Raw genomic sequence first — 24,975 nt, 5'->3', positions numbered from 1 at the left:
TGGCACCCTTCGCTCAGTCCTGGGCCTACCGACAACCTGCCCGTTTGCGCCACTGGCGTGATGTTCTCTGCTCCTTGGATGCTGTCCTCTCTGTGTCGTGCTGTTTTCCAATCTCATGGGATGTTACGACGGACGGCGCGGCTTCACCGTAGATGCCGCGACGATTGTCGAGATATCCCGCACCTGCTTGGCCAGGATTCAAAGAAAAACGCGCCGGTCCTGGAGGGGAACAGCGCGCTCTCAAATATACGTTTAATTTCAGACGGTTACGAACCTTGGCTCTGAGACCCCCCAACTTTGGACGTCAAACAGCGTCGTTTTGGCTAAACTGTGCTCAACGGAACAAACACCCCCCGTCCGCGCCCTTCAGCCGCACTTGGAATAGCCGCAGCTGCCGCAGGTCATGCAGCCCTCGACCATCCGCATCTCGTAGCTGCCGCAGCTCGGGCAGGACTTGCCGCGCGGGCGTTCGCCGACCGCCATGACCTCGGCCTTGGGGTCGGTCTTCAGTCCCATGCCCTCGCCGTCGATGAAGCCGATCGAGATCAGGTGATGCTCGATCACGCCGCCGATCGCCGCCAGGATCGAGGGGATGTACTTGCCCTGCATCCAGGCGCCGCCACGCGGATCGAACACCGCCTTCAGCTCCTCGACCACGAAGGACACGTCGCCGCCGCGGCGGAACACGGCCGAGATCATCCGGGTCAGGGCCACGGTCCAGGCGTAATGCTCCATGTTCTTCGAGTTGATGAAGACCTCGAAGGGGCGGCGGTGGCCCGAGATGATGATGTCGTTGATCGTGATGTAGATCGCGTGCTCGCTGTCGGGCCACTTGAGCTTGTAGGTATGGCCTTCCAGCGCCTGCGGCCGGTCGAGCGGCTCGGACAGGTAGACGACATCGGCGCCCAGATCGGCCTCGGGCGCTTTCTCGTCGCTCTCGCTGACCGAGAGGACCGAGCCGGTGACGTCGTTCGGCCGGTAGGTGGTGCAGCCCTTGCAGCCCTGATCCCAGGCGGCCATGTAGACCTCCTTGAAATCGTCGAAGCTGATATCCTCGGGACAGTTGATCGTCTTCGAGATGCTCGAGTCGATCCATTTCTGCGCCGCCGACTGCATCCGCACATGTTCCAGCGGCGCCAGCGTCTGGGCGTTGACGAAATAGTCGGGCAGCGGCGCGTCGCCCTTGAGGTCGCGCCACATCTGCACCGCGTAGTCGACCACTTCCTCCTCGGTGCGCGAGCCGTCCTTCTGCAGCACCTTGCGCTTGTAGGCATAGGCGAAGACCGGTTCGATGCCCGAGGAGACGTTGCCGGCATAGAGCGAGATCGTCCCGGTCGGCGCGATCGAGGTCAGCAGGGCGTTGCGGATGCCGTGGGCGCGGATCGCCTCGCGGACGTCGTCATCCATCTGCATCATGTTGCCCGAGGCGAGGTATTTCTCGGCGTCGAACAGCGGGAAGGCGCCCTTTTCCTTGGCAAGCTCGACCGAGGCGAGATAGGCGCAGCGGGCAATCTGCTTCATCCAGGCTTCGGTCTGGGCCGCGGCCTCCTCCGAGCCGTAGCGCAGCCCCATCATCAGGAGCGCATCGGCCAGGCCGGTGACGCCGAGGCCGATCCGGCGCTTGTTCTTCGCTTCCTCGGCCTGCTGCGGCAGCGGGAAGTTCGAAGCGTCGACGACGTTGTCCATCATCCGCACCGCCATGCGGACGAGGTCGTCCAGCGCCTCGGTGGCGATGCAGGCCCCCTTCTGGAACGGCTTGGTCACCAGCTTGGCAAGGTTGATCGAGCCGAGCAGGCAGGCGCCGTAGGGCGGCAGCGGCTGCTCGCCGCAGGGGTTAGTGGCCGAGATCGTCTCGCAATAGTTCAGATTGTTCATCTGGTTGATGCGGTCGATGAAGATCACGCCCGGCTCGGCATAGTCGTAGGTCGAGCGCATGATCTTGTTCCACAGGTCGCGCGCCTCGACCGTGTGATAGACCTTGCCGTCGAATTTCAGCTCCCACGGGCCGTCGGCCTTGACTGCCTCCATGAAGGCGTCCGTCACCAGCACCGAGAGGTTGAACATGCGCAGCCGGGCCGGATCCTGCTTGGCCTCGATGAAGGCCTCGATATCCGGGTGGTCGCAGCGCATCGTCGCCATCATCGCGCCGCGGCGGCTGCCGGCCGACATGATGGTGCGGCACATCGCGTCCCAGACATCCATGAAGCTCAGCGGGCCCGAGGCGTCGGCGGCGACACCATGGACGATGGCGCCGCGCGGCCGGATGGTCGAGAAGTCATAGCCGATGCCGCCGCCCTGCTGCATGGTCAGCGCGGCCTCCTTCAGCATGTCGAAGATGCCCGACATGCTGTCGGGGATCGTGCCCATGACGAAGCAGTTGAACAGCGTCACCGAGCGCGCAGTGCCGGCGCCGGCGGTGATCCGGCCGGCGGGGAGGTATTTGAAATCCTCCAGCGCGTGGTAGAATTTCTCTTCCCACTCCGCCGGCTTTTCTTCGACCGTGGCCAGCGCCCGGGCGATCCGGCGCCAGCTATCCTCGACGGTGCCGTCGATGGCCGTCCCGTCGGCCTCCTTCAGGCGATATTTCATGTCCCAGATCTGTTCGGCAATCGGGGCGGAGAAACGGCTCATACGGGCGTCCTTCAGGTCTTCGGCATCATTGGAAAAGGCTCTCCGGCGGCACCGGTGAGGGAACCCACGATACGCCGGCCGCTCAGAGGGGTCAACGCATTGAAGGCCGTTCGGCCGCAGTATATTGTGACGGCAAGGAGTCGACATGGCCGATTTTGTGAATCTGATCAAACTTTGCGTCGGAGCCGACCGGGTCGAGGACATGGAAGCCTGGCAGGCGGCCCGGCGGGGCGAGCGGCCGGACTATGTGCCCGAGCACGTCACCCGGATGTGGCCCAAGCGCGAGGCCGAACTGCTGAACGGCGGCTCTTTATACTGGGTTTTCAAGGGGGTGATCGGTGCGCGCCAGCGCGTGGTCGGGCTCGAGGAACGGATCGGCCAGGATGGCATCCGGCGCTGCGCCCTGATCCTCGATCCCCAGATCGTCCGCACCGAAGGGGCCCCGCGCCGGCCGTTCCAGGGCTGGCGCTACCTCGCGCCCGAGGATGCCCCGCGCGACCTCGCCGCCCCGCGCGAAGGCGAGGATTCGCTGCCGCCGGGCATGGCCGAGGCGCTGGCCGAATTCGGAGTGCGGTGAAGGGGCATCGGCCCTTCCTGCCAGAAACCCGCTCAAACGCCGTCACGATAGGCAGAGCGAGGATCGCGCCCGACCTCGAGGCTGGGCGCGGGGACGTTTGCACCGGCATCTCGACGAAGCCCCAGCCGTCGTGTTCGCTGCACCGGTTGCACCATATCGCGCCTGCCCTGGGGGGGGCGAGGTCGGGCGCGATCCGGGGCTGAAGCCCCGGAAAACAGGTAGAGAGGGCCCCCGCCCCCCAGCAGCTCGCCCCACTCAGTCCGCGTCGGCGTCCTGCAGCCCCAGCCGCTCCAGCAGCCCGCGATAGGCCGGGCGGACCTCGGACCAGTCGGCGGCGCGGCTGGCGAACAGGGTCGCCTCGCTGCGGTGGATCAGCCCGTCGGCGAGGATCTTCAGGTGGTTCGCCCGCAGGGTCTCGCCGGTCGAGGTGATGTCGGCGATCGCCTCGGCGGTCAGGTTCTTCACCGTGCCCTCGGTCGCGCCCTGGCTGTCGACCAGCTGGTAATCCGCCACGCCCCGCTCGCGCAGGAACTCGCGCACCAGCCGGTGATACTTGGTGGCGATGCGCAGCCGGTGGCCGTGATGGGCGCGGAAGGCGGCCGCCGCGGCGTCGAGGTCGTCGAGCGTGTCAACGTCGATCCAGAAGGCCGGCACGGCGAGGATCAGGTCGGCATGGCCGAAGCCCAGCCGCGCCAGCTCGGTCGCCTGCTGGTCCCAGTCGGCCAGCTTCTCGCGCACCAGATCCGAGCCGGTGACGCCGAGGTGGATCCGCCCCGCCGCCAGCTCGCGCGGGATTTCCCCGGCCGAGAGCAGCACCATCGAGACGCCGTCGGCGCCGTCGATCCGGCCGGCATATTCGCGCTCGGAACCGCTGCGCCGCATGGTCACGCCGCGCGCCCCGAACCAGTCGAAGGTCTTGTCCATCAGCCGCCCCTTGGACGGCACGCCGATCTTGAGGCTCATGCCCGGCCCTCCCTGGCGGCGTTCAGCTGGGCGACGAGGCCGGGACGGATCACGCCGCCGACCGCCGGGATCTCGCGCCCCTGCCCCAGCACCCGGGTCAGCGCGTCGTAGCGCCCGCCGGTCGCCACCGGCGGCAGCTCGGGCCGGCCCTCGGCATGGAAGCTGAAGACGAAGCCGTCGTAATATTCCAGCGTGCTGCGGCCATGGCTGGCCTCGAAATCGAGCGCGTCGACATCGACGCCGCGCGCCGCCAACGCGTCGAGCCGGCGCGCCAGCCGCTCGACCGCCGCGGCGATCGCCGGCATGTCGACGGCGATGTCGCGCAGCTGGCCCAGCGCCACCGGCGCCGCCGCCCGCAACCCTAGGATGTCGTCGAGGATCGCCGCCTCGCCCGCCGCGATCGCCGGCACCTCGGCCTCGTCGATCAGCGCCTGCGCCCGCGCCGCGACCTCGTCGGGGCCGCGCAGCCCGATCGCCGGGCCGGCCGCCGCCATCATCTCCTCGGCCGAGCTCTTCTTCAGCGCCGCCAGCAGCCGGCTCCGGCTTTCCGCCATCGGCACCCGGCCGCCGAAGCGGTCGAGCAGCGCCCGGAAGCGGCGCGGCCGCCAGACATGGCGCAGCAGCGCCGCCTTGCGCCGGTCGCTGGTGGTCAGCCCGCGCACCGCCGCCGTCAGGATGCCGATATCGCCGGTCGCCGGGCGCAGCCCCAGGGGCGCCAGAACCTCGGCGAAGAGGGCGAAGACCTCGGCATCCGCCGCCTCGGGCTCTTCGCGGGCGAAGAGCTCGAAACCGACCTGGAGGTATTCGCGATGGCGCGGGCCCAGATGCTCCTGCTTCCGGAACACCTCGCCCATGTAGCAATAGCGCGCCGGCTCGGCCCCGCCTTCCATGTGCATCTGCACCACCGGCACGGTGAAGTCGGGCCGCAGCATCATCTCGCCCGCCAGCGGGTCGTCGGAGACATAGGCGCGGGCGCGGATATCCTCGCCATAGAGATCGAGCAGGGTCTCGGCCGGCTGCAGGATGTCGGCCTCGACCGGCCGCGCCCCGGCTTCGCGGAACTTGGCGAACAAGCGTTCGGCTTCGATCCGGACGCTTGCCTTGTCGCTGGTCATGTCGGGCATCGGCTCAGGCCCCGTTCAGGATGCGCTGCACGGCGGCGACCAGATCGGCGCGCGGCACCTCGGTCTGGGCCGGTTGCGACTTCCACTCCTCGAGGCTGGCCTCCTGCGCGATCCTGGCGCCCAGCACCAGGTCCTTGATCTGGACGACGCCGCCCGCGGCCTCGTCGGCACCCTGGATGATCGCCACCGGAGAGGCGCGCTTGTCGGCATACTTGAGCTGGTTGCCGAAGTTCTTCGGGTTGCCCAGATAGACCTCGGCGCGGATGCCGGCGTTGCGCAGCTCGTTCGCCATCGCCATGTAATCGGCCATCCGGTCGCGATCCATCACCGTGACGACGACCGGCCCGCGCGCCGCCTCGCCGCCGATCCGGCCCTTGGCCCGCAGCGCCGCCAGCAGCCGGTCGACGCCGATCGACACGCCCGTCGCCGGCACCGCCTGCCCGGTGAAGCGCTTGACCAGATCGTCATAGCGCCCGCCGCCGGCGACCGAGCCGAACTGGCGCTTGCGGCCCTTCTCGTCGAGGATTTCGAAGGTCAATTCGGCTTCGAAGACCGGGCCGGTATAGTAGCCCAGGCCGCGGACGACTGAGGGGTCGATCTCGATCCGGTCGGCGCCGTAGCCCTGCGCGGCCATGAAGCTCGCCATCGCCTCCAGCTCGTCGATCCCCTGGGCCCCGATCTCGGAGCCGCCGACCGCGGCGCGCAGGTTGGCCAGCGTCTCGGCGGCCGTCGCGGCGCGCGAGGTCAGGAAGGCAATGACGGGCTCGGCCTGGTCGGCGCTGAGGCCGACGCCGTCGATGAAGGCGCCCGAGGCGTCGAGCCGGCCCGTCGTCAGCAGCTCGCGCACCCCGGCCTCGCCGGCCTTGTCGAACTTGTCGATGGTGCGCAGCACCTCCTCGCGGCGCTCGCCCTCCTCGGTCAGGCCCATGGTCTCGAGCACGCCGTTGAGCACCTTGCGGTTGTTGACCCGCACCAGGTAGTCGCCGCGCGGAATGCCGACCGCTTCCAGCGTGTCGGCCAGCATGCCGCAAATCTCGGCATCCGCGGCCACCGAGGCCGAGCCGACCGTGTCGGCATCGCATTGATAGAACTGGCGGAACCGCCCCGGCCCCGGCTTCTCGTTGCGCCAGACCGGGCCCATCGTGTAGCGCCGGTAGGGGCTGGGCAGATCGTTGCGGAACTGCGCCGCGACCCGGGCCAGCGGCGCCGTCATGTCGTAGCGCAGCGCCAGCCAGTCGCCGTCTTCCTCCTGCCAGGCGAAGACGCCGGCATGGGGCCGGTCGACATCCGGCAGGTATTTGCCCAGCGCCTCGAGCGTCTCGACGGCCGAGGTCTCCAGCGGCTCGAAACCGTGACGATGATAGACCCCGGCAATCGCGCCGAGCATCTCGCTGCGCTCGGTCACATCCGCGCCGAAATAGTCGCGGAAGCCCTTGGGGGTCTCGGCCCGGGGACGCCGGGGGCCCTTTGCCTTCGCCATGGTTCCATCGCCTTGCTGAGGCCGCGTGCGCGGCAGTCGCCGGTCGTCTAGCGGATGGGCGCCGCCGGGGCAAGGCGCGGGGGCGTCACGCCCCGGTCACGCCCCGGTCACGTCGCCCCGGCGCCACTCCGATTCGAACGAGCGTTTGAGCCCGGCGCCGCCCGGGGGTAGAGTGGTCTCCTCCGATCAAGCGAAACGAAGGCCAGGACGATGCGCGACAAGACCGAAGCAATGGAAGAGCAGATCGCCCATCTGACCCGGACGGTCGACGACCTGTCGGAAGTGGCCGCCCGCCACGCCCGCGAGATCGAGGCGCTGAGCCGGCGGCTGGGGATGCTGTTGGAGCGCGAGGCCGAGCGCGAGCTCGATGCCGGCGGCACCATCCCGCTCGCCGACCAGAAGCCGCCGCATTGGTAGGGCCTCAACCCTTCGCCTCAGACCTTCACCTCGGCCCGCCGCATGTTGCCCAGCACCACCAGCAACCCGATGGCGCTCATCATCGCCGGCGGGATCCAGATGATGATACCGCCGATCTGCTGATCGGTGACCGCGTCGATGCCGGGGAAGTAGCGGCCGCAATAGGCGTAGTAGGGAAAGATGTCGGTGGTCGCGAAGGTGATCAGCGCCCCCAGCACGATCTGCGGGAACATCACCGCCACCGACAGCGCCGCACGCACCCCGAACCGCGCCGAAGCCGGCGGCCGCGGCCGCGTATCCAGCACCATCGCCCAGAACAGGATGCCGTCGACCACCATCGACCAGTTCATCACCTGGTAAAGCCGCTGGTCGAGCATGGCGACGAAATGCACCGGCGGGATCAGCCAGAAATAGAACAGCCCGACGAACAGGATGGTCGCCACCGCCGGCTGCTGGATCACCGCCATCACCGCGCCGACGGGCCGCGACCGCGTCACCCGGCCCAGCCAGTCCGGCCCGCCGGCGACGATCACCGGCCCGGCCATGCTCAGCCCGATCAGCACCGGGCCGACATGGTGCATGACGACATGCTGGATGCGGTTGAGAAAGAACATCCGCTGGGCGACGTATTCATAGCCGGTCTGCACCGCGATCCAGATCAGCAGCACGCCGGCCGCGAAGGCCAGCCGCCGCCACAGCGCCGGCCGCGCCCCGGGCGCCAGCCGCGCCAGCCCGCGCAGGTACCAGAAGACGGACAGCGCCACGGTCAGGTAGATCGGCCAGGAAAACTCGTAAGGCCCGATGACCGGCATCTCGGCCGGGTAGCGCCAGGAGACGGTGAACAGCAGCGCCCCGAGGGCGACGATCGCGCCATAGGCGGCCCAGCCCGCGGGACCGCTGCCCGCGCCTGCCGCCTGCATTTCCGGGGTGGTCTCGCTCATCCGCCTGCCCGTTTCCGCCCGTGCCCGCCCTGAGGCCGAGGGACGCTCCGGCGCCCGATTGTTCGGCAAAAGGCGAAACTCCTTCAGCCAGTCGCAGAAACGTTCCGCTTGCCAACTGGCTTTCGTCACGGCTTCATGACAGAAGGGAACAAGGGCGCGCAAGTCGCTTTACGCCGCATCGGGCGGTTGCGCAATGGCCTTGGACGGGGAGAAGGCGGCAGGTTCAATGACATGTCCGAGATCGCGTTTCTGCTGAATGGAACGCCGGTTCGCGTTGCCGACGAGGCGCCGACGCGGACCTTGCTCGACTGGCTGCGCGAGACGCGCGGCCTGACCGGCACCAAGGAAGGCTGCAACGAGGGCGACTGCGGCGCCTGCACGGTGATGGTCACCGACGCCGAGGGCAGCCGGGCGCTGAACGCCTGCATCCTGTTCCTGCCACAGCTGCACGGCAAGGCGGTGCGCACCGTCGAGGGCCTCGCCGGCCCCGACGGCAGCCTGCACCCGGTGCAGCAGGCGCTGGTCGACCATCACGGCAGCCAATGCGGCTTCTGCACCCCCGGCATCGCCGTCTCCCTCGCCGCCGCCCACCTGCAGGGCCGCACCGACCACGACGACGTGCTTGCCGGCAACCTCTGCCGCTGCACCGGCTACGCCCCGATCCTCCGCGCCGCCGAAGCCGCCGTCGACGCCCCGATCCCCGACTGGATGAAAGCCGACCGCAAGGCCCTTTCCGCCTTCATCTTCACGGAAATATCCCGGGGGTCCGGGGGCAGCGCCCCCGGCCCGGTCCGCCCCACCAGCTCGGACGAGCTGGCCGAATGGTACGCCGCCAATCCCGACGCCACCCTGATCGCCGGCGCCACCGATGTCGGCCTCTGGGTCACCAAGCAGCTGCGCGAGCTCGCCCCGGTCGCCTTCCTGAACGGCGTCGCCGACCTGCAGCATATCGAACGCCGCGGCGAGCTGATCGGCATCGGCGCCGGCGTCACCGTCGAGCAGTTGCGGCTGGCGATGGTCGACACCCATCCCGATTTCGCCGAACTGCTGCGCCGCTACGCCTCGGTCCAGATCCGCAACGCGGCGACGATCGGCGGCAACATCGCCAACGGCTCGCCCATCGGCGACGGTCCGCCGGCGCTGATCGCGCTCGGCGCCACGCTCTACCTGCGCCACGGCGACGACATGCGCTCGCTGCCGCTGGAAGAGTTCTTCCTCGACTACGGCAGGCAGGACCGCAAACCGGGCGAATTCGTCGCCGCCGTCACCATCCCGGCCGAGGCCCCCGCCCTGCGCTGCTACAAGCTGTCGAAACGCTTCGACCAGGATATCTCGGCCGTCTGCGGCTGCTTCAACGTCACCGTCCGCAACGGCAAGGTCGCCGCCGCCCGCATCGCCTTCGGCGGCATGGCCGGGGTGCCGAAACGGGCCGCGGCGGTCGAGGCGGCGCTGACCGGCGGGGCCTGGAGCGAAGAGGCGGTGCGCGCCGCGCTGCCCGCCTTCGCCGAGGACTTCACGCCGATGAGCGACATGCGCGCCAGCGCCGGCTACCGGCTGGAGGCGGCGCAGAACATGGCTCTGCGCTATTTCCACGACCTTGCCGGAACCCCGGTCGATGTGCTGGAGGTGCAGCCGTGAGCGTGACCAAACCCCTGCCCCACGACGCCGCGCCGCTCCATGTCACCGGCCAGGCGCGCTATATCGACGATATCCCGACCCCGCGCGGCACCCTGCACCTCGCCTTCGGCCTCTCGGCCGTGGCCCATGGCGAGATCGTGGCGCTCGACCTGTCGGCGGTGCGCGCCGCGCCCGGTGTCGTCGCCGTGCTCGCGGCCGAGGATTTCGACACGGTGCCCGACGTCTCGCCCTCGATCCATGACGAGCCTCTATTGGCCGACGGCGCGGTGCATTACGTCGGCCAGCCGGTCTTCCTCGTCGTCGCCGACAGCCACCTCGCCGCGCGCAAGGCCGCCCGGCTGGGCAAGGTGGACTACCGGGAACTGCCGGCGCTCCTGACCATCGACGACGCGCTCGCGGCCGACAGCCATTTCGAGGACGGGCCGGTGATCTGGGCCAAGGGCGACGCGGCGCAGGCCATCGAGAAAGCCGCGCATGTCGTCGAAGGCAGTTTCGAGATCGGCGGCCAGGAGCATTTCTACCTCGAGAGCCAGGCCGCGCTGGCGCTGCCGCAGGAAGGCGGCGACATGGTCGTGCATTCCTCCTCCCAGCACCCGACCGAGATCCAGCACAAGGTGGCCGAGGCGCTCGAAGTGCCGATGAACGCCGTGCGGGTCGAGGTCCGGCGCATGGGCGGCGGCTTCGGCGGCAAGGAGAGCCAGGGCAACGCCCTCGCCGTCGCCTGCGCGCTGGCGGCCCGGGCCACCGGCCGGCCCTGCAAGATGCGCTACGACCGCGACGACGACATGACCATCACCGGCAAGCGCCACGATTTCCGCATCGACTACCGCTGCGGCTTCGATGCCGACGGCCGGGTGCAGGGGATCGAGTTCCTGCAGCTGGCCCGCTGCGGCTGGGCCCAGGACCTGTCGCTGCCGGTCGCCGACCGGGCGATGCTGCATGCCGACAATGCCTACCACCTGCCCGACATCCGCATCGAGAGCCACCGGCTGCGCACCAACACCCAGTCCGCCACCGCCTATCGCGGCTTCGGCGGGCCGCAGGGGATGATCGGGATCGAGCGGGTGATGGACCATGTCGCCCATGCCGTCGGCCGCGATCCGCTCGAGGTCCGGCGGCTGAATTTCTACGACGAATGTCCCGAGGCGGCGGGGCTGTCTGCCCCCCCGAGCCCCCCCGAGAGTATTCCCGCAAAGAAGAAATGGCAGACGACGCCCTATCAGATGCCGGTAGAGGATTTCATCCTGCACGGGCTGACGGCGCGGCTGGAGGAAACTGCCGAGTATCGGGCCCGGCGGCAGGCCGTGGACGACTGGAACGCGGCCAGTGCTGTGCTGAAGAAAGGGCTGGCGCTGACGCCGGTGAAATTCGGCATCTCCTTCACCCTGACCCATCTCAACCAGGCCGGCGCGCTGGTCCATGTCTACCAGGACGGCTCGATCCACATGAACCATGGCGGCACCGAGATGGGACAAGGGCTGTTCCAGAAGGTGGCGCAGGTGGCGGCGGCGGCCTTCGGGGTCGATGTCGGGCGGGTCAAGATCACCGCCACCGACACCGGCAAGGTGCCGAACACCTCGGCGACGGCGGCGTCCTCGGGCTCGGACCTCAACGGCATGGCGGTCAAGGCGGCCTGCGACACGATCCGCGAGCGGATGGCGGGGTTCCTGGCAGAGCGTCACCAGGTGAGCCCGGCCGAGGTGTTCTTCGAGAACAGCCGCGTCTTCGTCGGCGATGCCGATTACGGCTTCGACGAGGTCGCGGCGATGGTCTACCAGGCGCGGGTCTCGCTCTCGGCCACCGGCTTCTACGCCACGCCCAAGATCACCTGGGACCGGGTCAAGGGCCAGGGCCGGCCGTTCTACTACTTCGCCTATGGCGCGGCGCTGACCGAGGTCGTCATCGACACGCTGACCGGCGAGAACCGCATCCTGCGCGCCGATATCCTGCACGACGCCGGCGCCTCGCTGAACCCGGCGCTGGACAGGGGCCAGGTCGAGGGCGGCTACGTCCAGGGCGCGGGCTGGCTGACCACCGAGGAACTGGTCTGGGACGACACCGGCCGGCTGCGCACCCATGCGCCCTCGACCTACAAGATCCCGGCCTGCTCCGACCGGCCGCGGGTTTTCAATGTCGATCTCTGGGACGGTGAGAACCGCGAGGAGACGATCTATCGCTCGAAAGCGGCGGGCGAGCCGCCCTTCATGCTGGGCATCTCGGCCTTCCTGGCGCTGTCGGACGCGGTGGCGGCCTGCGGCGACGGCACGGTCTACCCCGCGCTCGACGCCCCGGCGACGCCCGAACGGGTGCTGGCGGCGGTCAAGCGGGTGCGGGGCGATGTTTGATCTCGCCGCCCTCCGCGCCGCGGTGGCGGAACATTGCCGCGTCGCCCGCGTGGTGATCGCCGGCCATGACGGCTCGTCCCCGCGCGAGGCCGGGGCGGCGATGCTGGTCTGGCAAACAGGCAGCTGCGGCACCATCGGCGGCGGCGCGCTGGAATGGGAGGCGATGGCGCGGGCGCGGCGGATGCTGGCGGGCGACGGCGCGCCGCGGCTCGACCGGGTTTCGCTCGGCCCGGCGCTGGGGCAATGCTGTGGCGGCGCCGTGACGCTGCTGAGCGAGGTCTATGATGCCGAGGCGGTGGCGGCGCAGGAGGGGCGAGAGGTGATCGCCCGGCCGGTTTCCGGCCCGGCCGAGATGCCGCTGGCGGTGCGGCGGCTGCTCAACCGGGCGCGGGGGGCGGGCGAGATGCCTTCGGCGAAACTGGTCCAGGGCTGGATGGTCGAGCCGATGGCGCGGCCGCGGCGCGCCCTGTGGATCTGGGGCGCGGGCCATGTCGGGCGGGCGATCGTCGGCATCCTCGCACCACTGCCGGACTTCGCGATCACCTGGGTCGACAGTGGCGCCGAAAGGTTCCCCGATGCAATTCCCGAGGGCGTCACGACGCTCTGGGCCGCCAACCCGGCCGACCTGGCTGCCCATGCGCCGGCGACGGCCGAGCACCTGGTGCTGACCTATTCCCACGCGCTCGACCTCGAGCTGTGCCACCGCCTGCTGAGCCACGGCCATGCCGGGCTCGGCCTGATCGGCTCGGCCAGCAAGCGGGCGCGATTCCGCAGCCGCCTCCGGGCGCTCGGCCACGGCGATGCCCAAATCGCGGGCATCACCTGCCCGATCGGCGATCCGGGGCTGGGAAAACACCCGCAGGCCATTGCCCTTGGCGTGGCGGCGGCACTGATAAGACGTGACAGCGCAGAACAATCCGCTAAGGAGGGCGCAAAATGACAACGGGGACGGAAAAGGTGCTTCTGACAGTCGAAGGGGTGACCAAGGCCTATCCGGGCGTGGTCGCCAATAGCGACGTCTCGTTTTCGATCCGGGAGGGCGAGGTCCATGCCCTGCTGGGCGAGAACGGGGCCGGCAAATCCACTCTGGTCAAGATGATCTACGGGCTGATCAAGCCCGATGCCGGGCGCATGACCCTGCACGGCGGCGCCTTCGAACCGGCCGAGCCGCGCGCGGCGCGGGCAGCGGGCGTGGCGATGGTGTTCCAGCATTTCAGCCTGTTCGACGCCCTCAACGTGGCCGAGAACGTGGCACTGGGGATGGAGAACCCGCCGCCGCAGCGCGAGCTGGCCCATCGCATCCGCGAAGTCAGCGAGGAATACGGCCTGCCGCTCGATCCCGACCGGCTGGTCGGCGACCTGTCGGCGGGCGAGCGCCAGCGGGTCGAGATCATCCGCTGCCTGCTGCAGGACCCCAAGCTTCTGATCATGGACGAGCCGACCTCGGTGCTGACGCCGCAGGAGGTCGATATCCTCTTCGAAACGCTGCGGAAACTGTCGGCCGAGGGCACCGCGATCCTCTATATCAGCCACAAGCTGGAAGAGATCCGGGCGCTGTGCGACGAGGCGACGATCCTGCGCCGGGGCAAGGTGGTCGCCACCTGCACCCCGCGCGAGAAATCGGCGCGCGAGCTGGCCGAGATGATGGTCGGCGAGACCCTGACCCCGCCGGAACGGGCGGCGGCCGAGAAAGGACCGGTGCTGCTCGACGTCGTCGGCCTGTCGGTGCCCTCGCCCAACCCGTTCGGCACCGCGCTGAAGAACATCGCCTTCACCGTCCATGGCGGCGAAGTGCTGGGCATCGCCGGGGTCGCCGGCAATGGCCAGGACGAATTGCTGCTGGCGCTGTCGGGCGAGGTCCTGTCGGCCGAGGAGGCGGTGAGCATCGCCGGCGCGCCCTGCGGCCAGATGGGGCCGAACGCCCGCCGCGCCGCCGGGCTGGTGGCCGGACCGGAGGAGCGGCTGGGCCATGCCGCCGCGCCGGACATGAGCCTGACCGAGAACGCCCTGCTCTCGGCCGCCACCCGCAAGGCGCTGGCCAGGAGCGGCTTCATCGACTGGGGCCGCACCCGCGCCTTCGCCGAAGAGATCGTCGCCGGCTTCGACGTCCGCACCCCCGGCATCGGCGTCGCGGCGCGGGCGCTGTCGGGCGGCAACCTGCAGAAATTCGTCATCGGGCGGGAGATCCTGCAAGAGCCCTCGGTGATCGTCGTCAACCAGCCGACCTGGGGTGTCGACGCCGCTGCGGCCGCCGCGATCCGCCAGGCGCTGCTCAACCTCGCCGCGCGTGGCGCGGCGGTGGTGGTGATCAGCCAGGACCTCGACGAGCTGCTCGAGGTCGCCGACCGCTTCGCCGCCCTCAACGAGGGCCGGCTGAGCACGCCGCGCCCGGTCAAGGGCCTGACGGTCGAGGAAATCGGGCTGATGATGGGCGGCTCGCACGGAATGGAGGTGGCCCATGCTGAGGCTTGAGAAACGACCGGCGCCGTCGCGCGCCTGGGCGGCGGCGACGCCGGTGATCGCGGTGATCGCGACGATGCTCGCCGGCGGGTTGCTCTTCGCCGCGCTCGGCAAGGACCCGGTCGAGGCAATCCGCACGATCTTCTGGGAGCCGCTCTTCGGCCAATACGCCAGCTATTCGCGGCCCCAGCTGCTGGTCAAGGCCGGGCCGCTTGTGCTGATCGCGATCGGGCTGTCGCTCGGCTTCCGCGCCGCGATCTGGAACATCGGCGCCGAGGGGCAATACATCATCGGCGCCATTTGCGGCGCCGCCGTCGGCCTTGCCTTCTACCCGGCCGATCACTGGTACATCCTGCCGCTGATGGTGATCGCCGGCGGCCTGGGCGGCTGGGCCTGGGCGATGATCCCGGCGCTGCTCAAGATCCGCTTCGGCACCAACGAGATCCTGGTCTCGCTGATGCTGGTCTATGTCGCCGAGAACATCCTGTCCTGGGTCTCCTTCGGCCCGCTGCGCAATCCCGAGGGCTACGGCTTCCCGGGCAGCCGCAACTTCCAGAACTACCCGGCGGCCCATAATGCCGAGCTGATCTCCGGCACCGGGTTGCACTGGGGCGTCGTCACCGCCTTCCTGGCCGTGATCGGCGCCTATATCCTGCTCAACCGCCACCTGCTGGGCTTCCAGATCCGGGTCGCCGGCCAGGCGCCGCGCGCGGCCCGCTTCGCCGGGGTCAGCCCGGCGCGGCTGTTCGCCTTCTGCATGGGCACCTCGGGCGCGCTGGCCGGTCTGGCGGGGATCTTCGAAGTCAGCGGCCCGGGCGGCCAGATCACGCCGGACTTCAATTCCGGCTACGGCTTCACCGCGATCATCGTCGCCTTCCTCGGCCGGCTGCACCCGGTCGGCATCCTGCTGGCCGGCCTGTTGATGGCCCTGACCTATATCGGCGGCGAGCTGGCCCAGCTCTCGCTCGGCCTGCCCGCCTCGGCGATCCAGGCCTTCCAGGGCATGCTGCTGTTCTTCCTTCTCGCCTTCGACCTGCTGTCGAATTACCGCATCCGCATCGGGGAGCCCGCGCTATGAGTATCGGTGGAATCGACCTCGTCGTCCTGATCGCCTCTCTGATGGTGGCCTCGACGCCGATCCTGCTGGCCGCGATCGGCGAGCTGGTGGCCGAGAAATCGGGCGTGCTGAACCTCGGCGTCGAGGGGATGATGATCATGGGCGCGATCTGCGGCTTCATCGTCGCGGTCCATTCCGGCAGCCCGGTTCTGGGCTTTGCCGCCGCCGCCGTCGGCGGGGTGGTGATGGCGCTGCTCTTCGCCCTGCTGACCCAGCTGCTGCTGTCCAACCAAGTGGCCACCGGCCTCGCCCTGACCCTGTTCGGCCTCGGCCTGTCGTCGCTGCTGGGCCAGGGCTACAACGGCGTCAAGCCGCCGCCGACGGCGAAGCTCGACCTCGGCCCGCTGAGCGACATTCCCGTCATCGGCCCGATCCTGTTCCACCACGACTGGGTCGTCTACCTGTCGCTGGCGGTGGTCGCCGCGGTCTGGGCGGTGCTGCGCTACAGCCGGATCGGCCTGATCCTGCGCGCGGTGGGCGAGAACCACGACGCCGCCCACGCGCTGGGCTACCGGGTGCGCACCGTGCGCATGCTGGCGCTGGCCTTCGGCGGCGCCTGCGCCGGGGTCGGCGGCGCCTATATCAGCCTCGTCCGGGTGCCGCAGTGGACCGAGGGCATGACCGCCGGCGCCGGCTGGATCGCGCTGGCCATCGTCGTCTTCGCCTCGTGGCGGCCGTGGCGGGTTCTGCTGGGCGCCTATATTTTCGGCGGCGTCACCGTTCTGCAACTGCGGCTGCAGGCGGCGGGCATCGCCATCCCGGTCCAGATATTGTCGATGGCCCCGTATCTGATAACGATACTCGTGCTTGTCATCATGTCGGCCCGCCGCGGCCGCGCCGCGCTGGGCGCGCCGGCATCGCTGGGCCGCATATTCCACGCCTCGAACTGAGGCACGCCAACCGGGCCAACGCGCCCGTCCAATGGGGAGAGTGAAATGAAACGCAGAACGTTCCTTGCCAACACCGCGGTGGCCGGCGCGGCGATGGCCTCGGGCCTCGCCAGCCGGGCCATGGCCGCCGATCCGCTGAAGGTCGGCTTCATCTATGTCGGCGTGCCGGGCGACGGCGGCTGGACCTACCAGCACGACCAGGCCCGCCAGGACTTGGAGAAGCATTTCGACGGCGCGGTGAAGACAAGCGTGATCGAGAACGTTCCCGAGGGCGCCGATGCCGAGCGCGCCCTGACCCAGCTGGCGCTGGCCGGCAACAAGCTGATCTACGCCACCTCCTTCGGCTTCATGGACGCGGTGATCAGCGTCGCCAAGAAATTCCCGCAGGTGAAGTTCGAGCACGCCACCGGATACAAGCTGGCGCCCAACGTCTCGACCTACTCGGCCCGCTTCTACGAGGGCCGCACCGTCATCGGCACCATCGCCGGCCGCATGACCAAGTCGAACAAGATCGGCTACATCGCCTCCTTCCCGATCCCGGAAGTGATCCGCGGCATCAACGCGGCCTACATCGCGGCCAAGAAGGTCAACCCGGATGTCGAGATCAAGGTGGTCTGGGCCTATACCTGGTTCGACCCGGCGAAAGAGGCCGACGCCGCCCAGGCGCTGATCGACGAGGGCGTCGACGTGCTGCTGCAGCATACCGACTCGACGGCGCCGATGGCCAAGGCCAAGGATGCCGGCATCATCGCCTTCGGCCAGGCCTCGGACATGGCACAGTACAAGCCGACGCCGCGGGTCAGCGCCATCATCGACAACTGGGGCCCCTACTACATCGAGCGCACCCAGGCCGTGATCGACGGCAGCTGGAAGAGCAAGAACTCGTGGTACGGCATCGACGAGGGCATGGTGAAGATCGGCGAGATCACCGACGCCGTCCCGGCCGAGGTCAAGGCCGAGGCGCTCAAGGTCAAGGACGAGATCGCCTCGGGCGCGCTCAAGCCCTTCACCGGCCCGCTGAACAAGCAGGACGGCTCGGTCTGGCTCAAGGACGGCGAGAGCGCCGACGACGGCACGCTGGCCGGGCTGAATTTCTACGTCGAGGGCATCAAGGGCGACATCCCGAAGTAAACTTGCCGTGGGCTCCACCGAAAGGCCCGGCCCCGCGCCGGGCCTTTTGCGTTGCCGCGGCCGGTCCGCATGCCCTTTTCCCGGCCGACGTGCTATTGCCCAGGCAGCCCGACCGGAAGGACCGCGCGCCATGCACCCGTCCCGCGACGCCGAAACGCTGGAATTCTACGCCGCCTCGGCCGAGGTCTATGCCGGCAGCGGCCCGGGCGGGGTCAACCGGCACCTGAACGGTTTCCTGCAGCGGTTGCCCGCCGGGGCGCGCATCCTCGAACTGGGCTGCGGCGGCGGCCGCGACGCCGAGGCGATGCTGGCCGCCGGCTTCGCGGTCGAGCCGACCGACGGCACGCCCGAGATCGCCGCCCGGGCCGAGGCGCGCCTGAACCGCCCCGTCCGGGTGATGCGCTTCGATGAATTGCAGGCCGAAGGCGCCTATGACGCGGTCTGGGCCAGCGCCTCGCTGCTGCAAGTCCCCCGCCCCGAACTGCCCGACATCCTCGCCCGCATCCGCCGGGCGCTGAAGCCGGGCGGGCTGCATTTCGCCAGCTACAAGGGCGGCGGCAGCGCGGGCCGCGACCGCCACGGGCGCTACTACAACTACCCGTCCCGCGAAGACATCAGCCGCTTCTACGCCGCCTCGGGCGCCTGGCAGGCGCTGTCGGTCGTCGAGCACATGGGCGGCGGCTACGACCCGGGCGTGCAGGGGCCCTGGATCGCGCTCACCCTGCACCGCCCCGGCTGAACCTTGCCCGCGCGCGGCGGCGAATATGCACAGGTTAACTGCGCCAATTTGACTCCGATCAAAAACATATTCGCAGGATATGATAAATCTGCGGGATCAATCCGGGGCCTCCAGCCCCGCTAGGAGGGGAACCAAATGGCTCACATCGTTGTGCTGGGCGCGGGTCTCGGGGGGTCGATCATGGCCTACGAACTCAAGGACCAGATCCGCAAGGAAGACACCATCACCGTCGTCACCAAGGACCCGAAATACCATTTCGTGCCGTCCAATCCCTGGGTCGCCGTCGGCTGGCGCAGCCAGCAGGACATCGAGATCGACCTCGCCGACACGATGAGACGCAAGGGCATCGCCTTCAAGCCGGTCGCGGCCGAGAAGGTGCACCCGGACGAGAACCGGATCGAACTGGTCGACGGCAGCTCCGTCTCCTACGACTACCTGGTCATCGCCACCGGCCCCGAACTCGCCTTCGACGAGATCGAGGGGCTGGGCCCGCATGGCGGCTTCACCCAGTCGATCTGCCATGTCGAGCACGCGGCGCTGGCCAACCAGGCCTTCGAGGAGTTCTGCAAGAACCCCGGCCCGATCGTCGTCGGCGCGGTGCAGGGTGCCTCCTGCTTCGGCCCGGCCTATGAATTCTGCTTCATCCTCGACACCGAGCTGCGGCGGCGCAAGATCCGCGACCAGGTGCCGATCACCTTCGTCACCTCGGAACCTTACGTCGGCCATCTCGGCCTCGACGGCGTCGGCGACACCAACGGGCTGCTCGAATCCGAGATGCGCGACCACCACATCAAGTGGATGACCTCGACCCGGGTGAAGAAGGTCGAGGAAGGCAAGATGACGGTCGAGCAGATCAACGACGACGGCTCGGTCAAGGCCGAGGTCGAGCTGCCCTTCGGCTTCTCGATGATGTTGCCGGCCTTCCGCGGCATCAAGCCGCTGATGGGGCTCGAGGGGCTGTCGAACCCGCGCGGCTTCACCATCGTCGACCGCCACCAGCAGAACCCGAAATACCCCAACATCTTCGGCGTCGGCGTCTGCATCGCCATCCCGCCGATGGGTCCGACCCCGGTGCCCTGCGGCGTGCCGAAGACCGGCTTCATGATCGAATCGATGGTCACCGCCACGGCGCATAACATCGGCAACGTCCTGCGCGGCCAGGAGCCCGACGAGATGGGGACCTGGAACGCGGTCTGCCTGGCCGATTTCGGCGACAGCGGCATCGCCTTCGTCGCCCAGCCGCAGATGCCGCCGCGCAACGTCAACTGGTCGTCCTCGGGCAAGTGGGTCCACCTCGCCAAGATCGGCTTCGAGAAATACTTCATGCGCAAGGTGCGCAAGGGCACGTCCGAGCCGTTCTACGAGAAGGCGACGATGAAGATGCTCGGCATCGACAAGCTCAAGACCGTCGAGAAGGGCTGACCGGCCGGCGGGAAGGGGACAGACCCCCACTTTCTGCTGACAAATATCCTCGGGGGGCGCGGGGGGCAGACAGCCCCCCGCCCTTTTCGTTTGCGCCGCCGTAAATTCCCTGCCGCGCCCCGCCGCCCCCCTTGCCATCGCCGCGCAAACTTCCAAGATGCGCGCCATGACCTACGACTTCCTCATCATCGGCGGCGGTATCGCCGGCATCTCGGCCGCGGCGCGGCTTTCGTCCCTCGGTTCGGTGCTGCTGCTCGAGTCCGAGGATCAATTCGCCCATCACGCCTCGGGCCGCTCGGCCGCGCTGTTCGAGCCGAGCTACGGCCTGCCCCCGGTTGTCGCGCTCAGCCGCGCCAGCGAGGCACACCTGCGCCATGAAGACGGCGGCGTGCTGTCCCCGCGCGGGCTGATGATGGTCGCCGGCCCCGAGGAAAAGGACGCGTTCGAGAAGGACGCCGCCGGCATGGAGCTCGCCCCGCTGCCGGTCGAGGAGGCGCGCCAGATCGTGCCGATCCTCAACCCCGAGACCGTCGCCCACACCGCGCTGGCCGATCACGCCTGGGACATCGACACCGATCTGCTGATCCAGAACTTCCTGCGCACGGCGCGCGACAACGGCGCCGAGGCGCTGACCAGGGCGCCGGCAACCGCCATCGCCCGCGAAGGTGGACAGTGGCGGGTCGACACGCCGCAGGGCCGTTTCGCCGCCCGGGCGCTGGTCAATGCCGCCGGTCCCTGGGCCGGCCAGGTCGCCGCCATGGCCGGGGCGACGAAGATTTCCTTCACCCCCTATCGCCGCTCGATGGCCCGGATCCCGGCGCCCGGCGGCCACGACATCTCGGCCTGGCCGATGATCTTCGGCGCCGGCGAGACCTGGTACGCCAAACCCGATGCCGGCGCCCTGATCGTCTCGCCGGCCGAGGAACACGCGATGGACCCGCATGACGCCTGGGCCGACGACATGGTGCTGGCCGAGGGGCTGGCGCGCTACGAGGAGCGGGTGACAGAGCCGGTGACGCGGATGCTGGCCAACTGGGCCGGGCTGCGCACCTTCGCCCCCGACCGGGTGCTGGTGATCGGCGCCGACCCGACCGTCTCCGATTTCTTCTGGACCGCCGGCCAGGGCGGCTATGGTTTCCAGACCTCGGCCGGGGCCAGCCAGCTGCTTGCTGACCTCGTCGCCGGCCGCGCGACGGCGCTGGAGGCCGACATCGTCGCCGCCCTCTCGCCCAGCCGCTTCGGATGAGCGGCCTCGTCCTGCCCGACAGCGCGGCCGCCCGCGCCACGGGCTGCGGCGCCTGCCGCATCGCCCCTTCGGCGATGCGCAATGTCGGGCCGATCCTGGCTCAGCTGGAGGCCCATGCCCCGAAGCGCGGCCGGGCGCTGGAACTGGCCAGCGGCACCGGCCAGCAAGTGGTGCGCTTTGCCGCCCGCCGACCCGGGCTGGTCTGGCAGCCGACCGACCTCAACCCCGCCAACCTGGACAGTATCGAGGCGTGGCGCATGGCCGCCGAGATGGCGCATATCCGGCCCGCAAGGCAACTCGACGCCGCGCAGCCCGGCTGGGGCGCCGAGCTCGGGCCGTTCGACCTGATCGTCGAGGTCAACATGCTGCATCTCGTCAGCACCACGGCCGCGAGAACCATCCTGGCCGAGATCGGCGCGGCGCTGGCGCCGGGCGGCCGCGCCTTGCTCTACGGTCCCTTCCTGCGTGGCGGACAGGCGACCAGCCCGGGCGACGCCCGCTTCCATGCCAGCCTGCAGGCGCAGGCTCCGGACCTGGGCTACAAGGATGTCGCCTGGGTCGAGGCTGAACTGAAAAAGGCAGGTCTGAAAATGGTTTGCCGCATGGAGATGCCGGCCAACAATCTTATGTTGGTGGCAGAGCAGCCGCGCTGACGCGCCCATTTCAGCACAGGAGGTCCCGATGGACGACTGGAAGACCCGCATGCACGATCTCAAGAACGAGATCCGCGTTCTCAACAAGGCGATCCCCGAGACGACCAAGGCCTTCGGCGGCCTCAGCAAGTCGGTGCACGACGCCGAAGTGCTGGACCTCAAGACCAAGGAATACATCGCCATCGGCATCGCCCTGGTTCAGGATTGCGAGGATTGCCTGGGCTGGCATGTCGAGCAGCTGATCCGCGCCGGCGGCACCCGCGAGGAACTGGCCGAGGTGCTGGCGATGGGGATCCAGATGGGCGGCGGCCCGGCGCTGATGACGGCGGCACGGGCGCTGGCGGCCTGGGACCAGATGACGGCGGAAGAGGGCGCGTAGGCCGCTCCGGCGCGTCGATCAGGAAAAGCTATCGCTTCAGGTCCGCTCTGCGTTTCAGCGCACGCCGGAGCAAGGCGCCATACCGCCCGGTACGCGCGGGAACCGCGCAGGGCGAGCGCCTGCCCGTCCCGGCGGGCTGGCGAGCGCCCCGCTCATGTTGCGCTCGAGATCAATGCCGATTGTGGGGCCATGGCCGCCTTATCGGTCAACGAAAAAGCCCCCGGACCCTCGGCTCGGGGGCTTCCTCCTCTCCGGCGCCGCGCGCCCTACCCGTCGATGCGGATGCGGGCGTTCTTGGGATCGTAGGGGCTGTCCTCGACCACCTCGGCCGGGAACAGCCTGCCCTGCATCCGCACTTCCAGCTTCTGGCCGACTTCCGCCAGCCCCGGCTCGACATAGCCCATGCCGATCGACTTGCCGAAGGCCACCGAGTAGCCGCCCGAGGTCAGCCGGCCGACCTTGCGGCCGTCCAGCACCAGCGCCTCGCGGCCCCACGGATCGGCATCCGCCGGCCCGTCGATCAGCACGGTGACGCATTTCGAGCGGATGCCCGTCTCGACCATCGCCTGCTTGCCGTGGAATTCCTTGGACAGGTCGACGAACCGGTCGAGACCGGCCTCGAGCGGCGTCGCGTCGCGCCCCAGCTCGTTGCCGAAGGCGCGGTAGCTCTTCTCCTGCCGCAGCCAGTTCTGCGCCCGGGCGCCGACCAGCCGCATGCCATGGGTCTCGCCCGCCTCCATCAGCCGGTCGAACAGGTAATTCTGCATCTCGATCGGGTGATGCAGCTCCCAGCCCAGCTCGCCGGTATAGGCGACGCGGATGGCCCGCACCGGGCACATCTTCAGCTCGATGTCGCGCATCGTCAGCCACGGGAAACGCTTGTTCGACAGCCGCGTCTCGGGCTGGGCATCGCAGACCAGCTCGTTGAGGATGGCACGCGAATTCGGCCCGGCAATGGCGAAGACGCCCCACTGGTTGGTGACGTCATGGATGTCGATCCAGCCGAACTCGTCCCTCTTGTCGGCCGCGGCCTTGAGCAGGAAATCCTGGTCATAGGCCTGCCAGGCGCCTGCCGAGACGAGGTAGTATTCGTTCTCGGCCAGCCGGACGATGGTGTATTCGGTCCGCGTCGTGCCGGCGTCGGTCAGCGCGTAGGTCAGGTTGATGCGGCCGACCGCCGGCAGCTTGTTGCAGGTGAACCAGTCGAGGAAGGCGGTCGCGCCGGGGCCGCGCACGAGGTGCTTGGTGAAGGCGGTGGCGTCGATCAGGCCGGCGGTCTCGCGGACCGCCCTGGCTTCCTCCTCGGCATATTTCCACCAGCCGCCGCGGCGGAAGCTGCGCGCATTGTGGTCGTCGAACTCCATCGGCGCATAGTAGTTCGGCCGCTCCCAGCCGTTGACCTGGCCGAATTGCGCGCCGCGCTCGGCCTGGCGGTCATAGGCCGGCGAGGTCCGCAGCGGCCGGCAGGCTTCGCGCTCCTCGTCCGGGTGGTGCAGGATGAAGACGTGCTCGTAGCATTCCTCGTTCTTGCGCGCGGCATATTCGGTCGTCATCCAGTTGCCGTAGCGCTTGGGATCGAGCGCGGCCATGTCGATCTCGGCCTCGCCCTCGGTCATCAGCTGGGCGAGGTAGTAGCCGGTGCCGCCGGCGGCGGTGATGCCGAAGCTGAAGCCCTCGGCCAGCCACATGTTGCGCAGCCCCGGCGCCGGGCCGACCAGCGGGTTGCCGTCGGGGGTGTAGCAGATCGGGCCGTTGAAATCGTCCTTGAGGCCGACCTCCTCCGACGACGGCAGGCGGTGGATCATGCTCATGTATTCCGCCTCGATCCGCTCGAGGTCGAGCTGGAACAGATCGGCGCGGAAGCTTTCCGGCACGTCGTAAAGGAAGCGGGCCGGGGCGTTCCGCTCATACGGGCCGAGGATCCAGCCGCCGCGTTCCTCGCGCACGTACCACTTGGCGTCGGCGTCGCGCAGCACCGGGTGCTCGGGATTGCCCGCCTTGCGCCATTCGACCAGCGCCGGGTCGGGTTCGGTGACGATATACTGGTGCTCGACCGGGATCGCCGGGATCTTGATGCCCAAGAGCCGCGCGGTGCGCTGCGCGTGGTTGCCGGTGGCGGTGACGACATGCTCGGCGGTGACGACCATCTGCTCCTCGGTCGGGACCAGGTTGCCGCCCTTCTCGCCCATCCTGGTCAGCGTCACCTTCCATTCCGAGCCGGTCCACTCGTAGCCGTCGACCTGCCACTTGCGCTCGATCGTGGCACCGAACTGGCGCGCGCCCTTGGCCATCGCCTGGGTGACGTCGGCGGGGTTGATGTAGCCGTCCTGCGGGTGGAACAGCGCGCCCTTGAGGTCGTCGGTGCGCAGCAGCGGCCAGCGATCCTTCATCTCCTGCGGGGTCAGGAACTCGTGATAGACCCCGGCGGTCTCGGCGATCGAGGAATAGAGCTTGTATTCGTCCATCCGTTCGTCGGTCTGCGCCATGCGCAGGTTGCCGACCACGGCGAAGCCCGCGTTCAGCCCGGTCTCGGCCTCGAGCCCCTTGTAGAAATCGACGCTGTACTTGTGGATATGCGTCGTGGCGAAGTTCATGTTGAACAGCGGCAGCAGCCCGGCGGCGTGCCAGGTCGAGCCGGAGGTGAGCTCGTCGCGTTCGACCATCATCACGTCCCAGCCGGCCTTGGCCAGGTGGTAGAGGATCGACGCGCCGACGGCCCCGCCGCCGACGACCAGAGCTTTGACATGGGTTTTCATCGGGCGACTCCCTCCCCGTGTGGCGTTTTGCTCCTTATGGGGCCGAAGCCGGGGGGACTGGCAATG

At 68.9% G+C, this 24,975-nt stretch carries 20 protein-coding genes; 14 read left to right on the top strand and 6 right to left on the bottom strand.

Annotated elements, in window-relative coordinates; genetic code table 11:
* Positions 1-366 precede the first annotated feature (366 nt).
* The gene (locus tag ACFOES_RS18930) at positions 367-2,631 is read right to left on the bottom strand and encodes an adenosylcobalamin-dependent ribonucleoside-diphosphate reductase (protein WP_377834940.1); all 2,265 of its coding nucleotides are present in this window, start codon (positions 2,629-2,631) and stop codon (positions 367-369) included.
* Positions 2,632-2,776: 145 nt separating this feature from the next.
* On the opposite strand from ACFOES_RS18930, the gene ACFOES_RS18925 reads away from it, so the two are divergent.
* Positions 2,777-3,208 carry a DUF1489 family protein gene (locus tag ACFOES_RS18925; protein ID WP_377834939.1) on the top strand — a complete coding sequence of 144 codons (432 nt, stop codon included), beginning with the start codon at positions 2,777-2,779 and terminating at the stop codon, positions 3,206-3,208.
* 255 nt (positions 3,209-3,463) lie between these two features.
* Here ACFOES_RS18925 and hisG read toward each other — a convergent pair whose 3' ends face one another.
* Genes hisG through hisS form a run of 3 tightly spaced genes read right to left on the bottom strand, consistent with a single transcriptional unit; the run spans position 3,464 to position 6,775 of the window.
* Positions 3,464-4,171, bottom strand: a complete 708-nt coding sequence (gene hisG, locus ACFOES_RS18920) for an ATP phosphoribosyltransferase (RefSeq protein ID WP_377834938.1) — start codon at positions 4,169-4,171, stop codon at positions 3,464-3,466.
* Positions 4,168-5,295, bottom strand: coding sequence for an ATP phosphoribosyltransferase regulatory subunit (locus ACFOES_RS18915; RefSeq protein WP_377834937.1), 1,128 nt, complete (start codon positions 5,293-5,295; stop codon positions 4,168-4,170). The genes hisG and ACFOES_RS18915 overlap by 4 nt, the downstream gene beginning before the upstream one ends.
* Positions 5,296-5,299: 4 nt before the next feature.
* Positions 5,300-6,775, bottom strand: a complete 1,476-nt coding sequence (gene hisS / locus ACFOES_RS18910) for a histidine--tRNA ligase (RefSeq protein ID WP_377834936.1) — start codon at positions 6,773-6,775, stop codon at positions 5,300-5,302.
* Between the two features lie 210 nt (positions 6,776-6,985).
* Between hisS and ACFOES_RS18905 the strand changes: the two genes are divergently transcribed.
* Positions 6,986-7,192, top strand: a complete 207-nt coding sequence (locus tag ACFOES_RS18905) for a SlyX family protein (protein ID WP_377834935.1) — start codon at positions 6,986-6,988, stop codon at positions 7,190-7,192.
* A 17-nt stretch (positions 7,193-7,209) separates the two neighbouring features.
* On the opposite strand, the gene ACFOES_RS18900 is transcribed toward ACFOES_RS18905, so the two are convergent.
* Positions 7,210-8,133: a cytochrome c oxidase assembly protein gene (locus tag ACFOES_RS18900; protein ID WP_377834934.1), complete on the bottom strand. Its 924-nt coding sequence runs from the start codon at positions 8,131-8,133 to the stop codon at positions 7,210-7,212.
* 231 nt (positions 8,134-8,364) lie between these two features.
* Between ACFOES_RS18900 and xdhA the strand changes: the two genes are divergently transcribed.
* From xdhA to ACFOES_RS18840, 12 genes are all read left to right on the top strand, one after another.
* A complete protein-coding gene (xdhA, locus tag ACFOES_RS18895; protein ID WP_377834933.1) occupies positions 8,365-9,771 on the top strand; it encodes a xanthine dehydrogenase small subunit in 1,407 nt (468 codons plus the stop codon).
* Positions 9,768-12,116, top strand: a complete 2,349-nt coding sequence (xdhB, locus tag ACFOES_RS18890; protein ID WP_377834932.1) for a xanthine dehydrogenase molybdopterin binding subunit — start codon at positions 9,768-9,770, stop codon at positions 12,114-12,116. Before xdhA ends, xdhB begins: the two co-directional genes overlap by 4 nt.
* Positions 12,109-13,056, top strand: coding sequence for a xanthine dehydrogenase accessory protein XdhC (gene xdhC, locus ACFOES_RS18885; protein WP_377834931.1), 948 nt, complete (start codon positions 12,109-12,111; stop codon positions 13,054-13,056). Before xdhB ends, xdhC begins: the two co-directional genes overlap by 8 nt.
* Complete coding sequence (locus tag ACFOES_RS18880) at positions 13,053-14,588, top strand: ABC transporter ATP-binding protein (protein ID WP_377834930.1); 1,536 nt, start codon at positions 13,053-13,055, stop codon at positions 14,586-14,588. The genes xdhC and ACFOES_RS18880 overlap by 4 nt, the downstream gene beginning before the upstream one ends.
* Positions 14,575-15,654, top strand: a complete 1,080-nt coding sequence (locus tag ACFOES_RS18875) for an ABC transporter permease (protein WP_377834929.1) — start codon at positions 14,575-14,577, stop codon at positions 15,652-15,654. Before ACFOES_RS18880 ends, ACFOES_RS18875 begins: the two co-directional genes overlap by 14 nt.
* Positions 15,651-16,583 (top strand): ABC transporter permease, encoded by a 933-nt coding sequence (locus ACFOES_RS18870; RefSeq protein ID WP_377834928.1) that lies wholly within the window; start codon positions 15,651-15,653, stop codon positions 16,581-16,583. Before ACFOES_RS18875 ends, ACFOES_RS18870 begins: the two co-directional genes overlap by 4 nt.
* Positions 16,584-16,628: 45 nt before the next feature.
* On the top strand, positions 16,629-17,714 hold the full coding sequence (locus tag ACFOES_RS18865) for a BMP family ABC transporter substrate-binding protein (protein ID WP_377834927.1): 1,086 nt from the start codon (positions 16,629-16,631) through the stop codon (positions 17,712-17,714).
* Positions 17,715-17,844: 130 nt separating this feature from the next.
* Positions 17,845-18,453, top strand: a complete 609-nt coding sequence (locus ACFOES_RS18860; protein ID WP_377834926.1) for a class I SAM-dependent methyltransferase — start codon at positions 17,845-17,847, stop codon at positions 18,451-18,453.
* A gap of 135 nt (positions 18,454-18,588) precedes the next feature.
* Positions 18,589-19,875 carry an NAD(P)/FAD-dependent oxidoreductase gene (locus ACFOES_RS18855; RefSeq protein WP_377834925.1) on the top strand — a complete coding sequence of 429 codons (1,287 nt, stop codon included), beginning with the start codon at positions 18,589-18,591 and terminating at the stop codon, positions 19,873-19,875.
* 166 nt (positions 19,876-20,041) lie between these two features.
* Positions 20,042-21,121: an NAD(P)/FAD-dependent oxidoreductase gene (locus tag ACFOES_RS18850; RefSeq protein WP_377834924.1), complete on the top strand. Its 1,080-nt coding sequence runs from the start codon at positions 20,042-20,044 to the stop codon at positions 21,119-21,121.
* Positions 21,118-21,774 carry a DUF938 domain-containing protein gene (locus ACFOES_RS18845; RefSeq protein WP_377834923.1) on the top strand — a complete coding sequence of 219 codons (657 nt, stop codon included), beginning with the start codon at positions 21,118-21,120 and terminating at the stop codon, positions 21,772-21,774. Before ACFOES_RS18850 ends, ACFOES_RS18845 begins: the two co-directional genes overlap by 4 nt.
* Positions 21,775-21,802: 28 nt before the next feature.
* Positions 21,803-22,153 carry a carboxymuconolactone decarboxylase family protein gene (locus ACFOES_RS18840; RefSeq protein ID WP_377834922.1) on the top strand — a complete coding sequence of 117 codons (351 nt, stop codon included), beginning with the start codon at positions 21,803-21,805 and terminating at the stop codon, positions 22,151-22,153.
* Positions 22,154-22,419: 266 nt separating this feature from the next.
* Here ACFOES_RS18840 and ACFOES_RS18835 read toward each other — a convergent pair whose 3' ends face one another.
* Positions 22,420-24,909, bottom strand: coding sequence for a GcvT family protein (locus tag ACFOES_RS18835; RefSeq protein WP_377834921.1), 2,490 nt, complete (start codon positions 24,907-24,909; stop codon positions 22,420-22,422).
* Between the last annotated feature and the right edge of the window lie 66 nt (positions 24,910-24,975).

The organism is Acidimangrovimonas pyrenivorans, from assembly GCF_042643245.1.
GTDB lineage: Bacteria > Pseudomonadota > Alphaproteobacteria > Rhodobacterales > Rhodobacteraceae > Acidimangrovimonas > Acidimangrovimonas pyrenivorans.
Note: the sequence above shows the minus strand (reverse complement) of the source record. Positions and strands in the feature narration are given on the sequence as shown.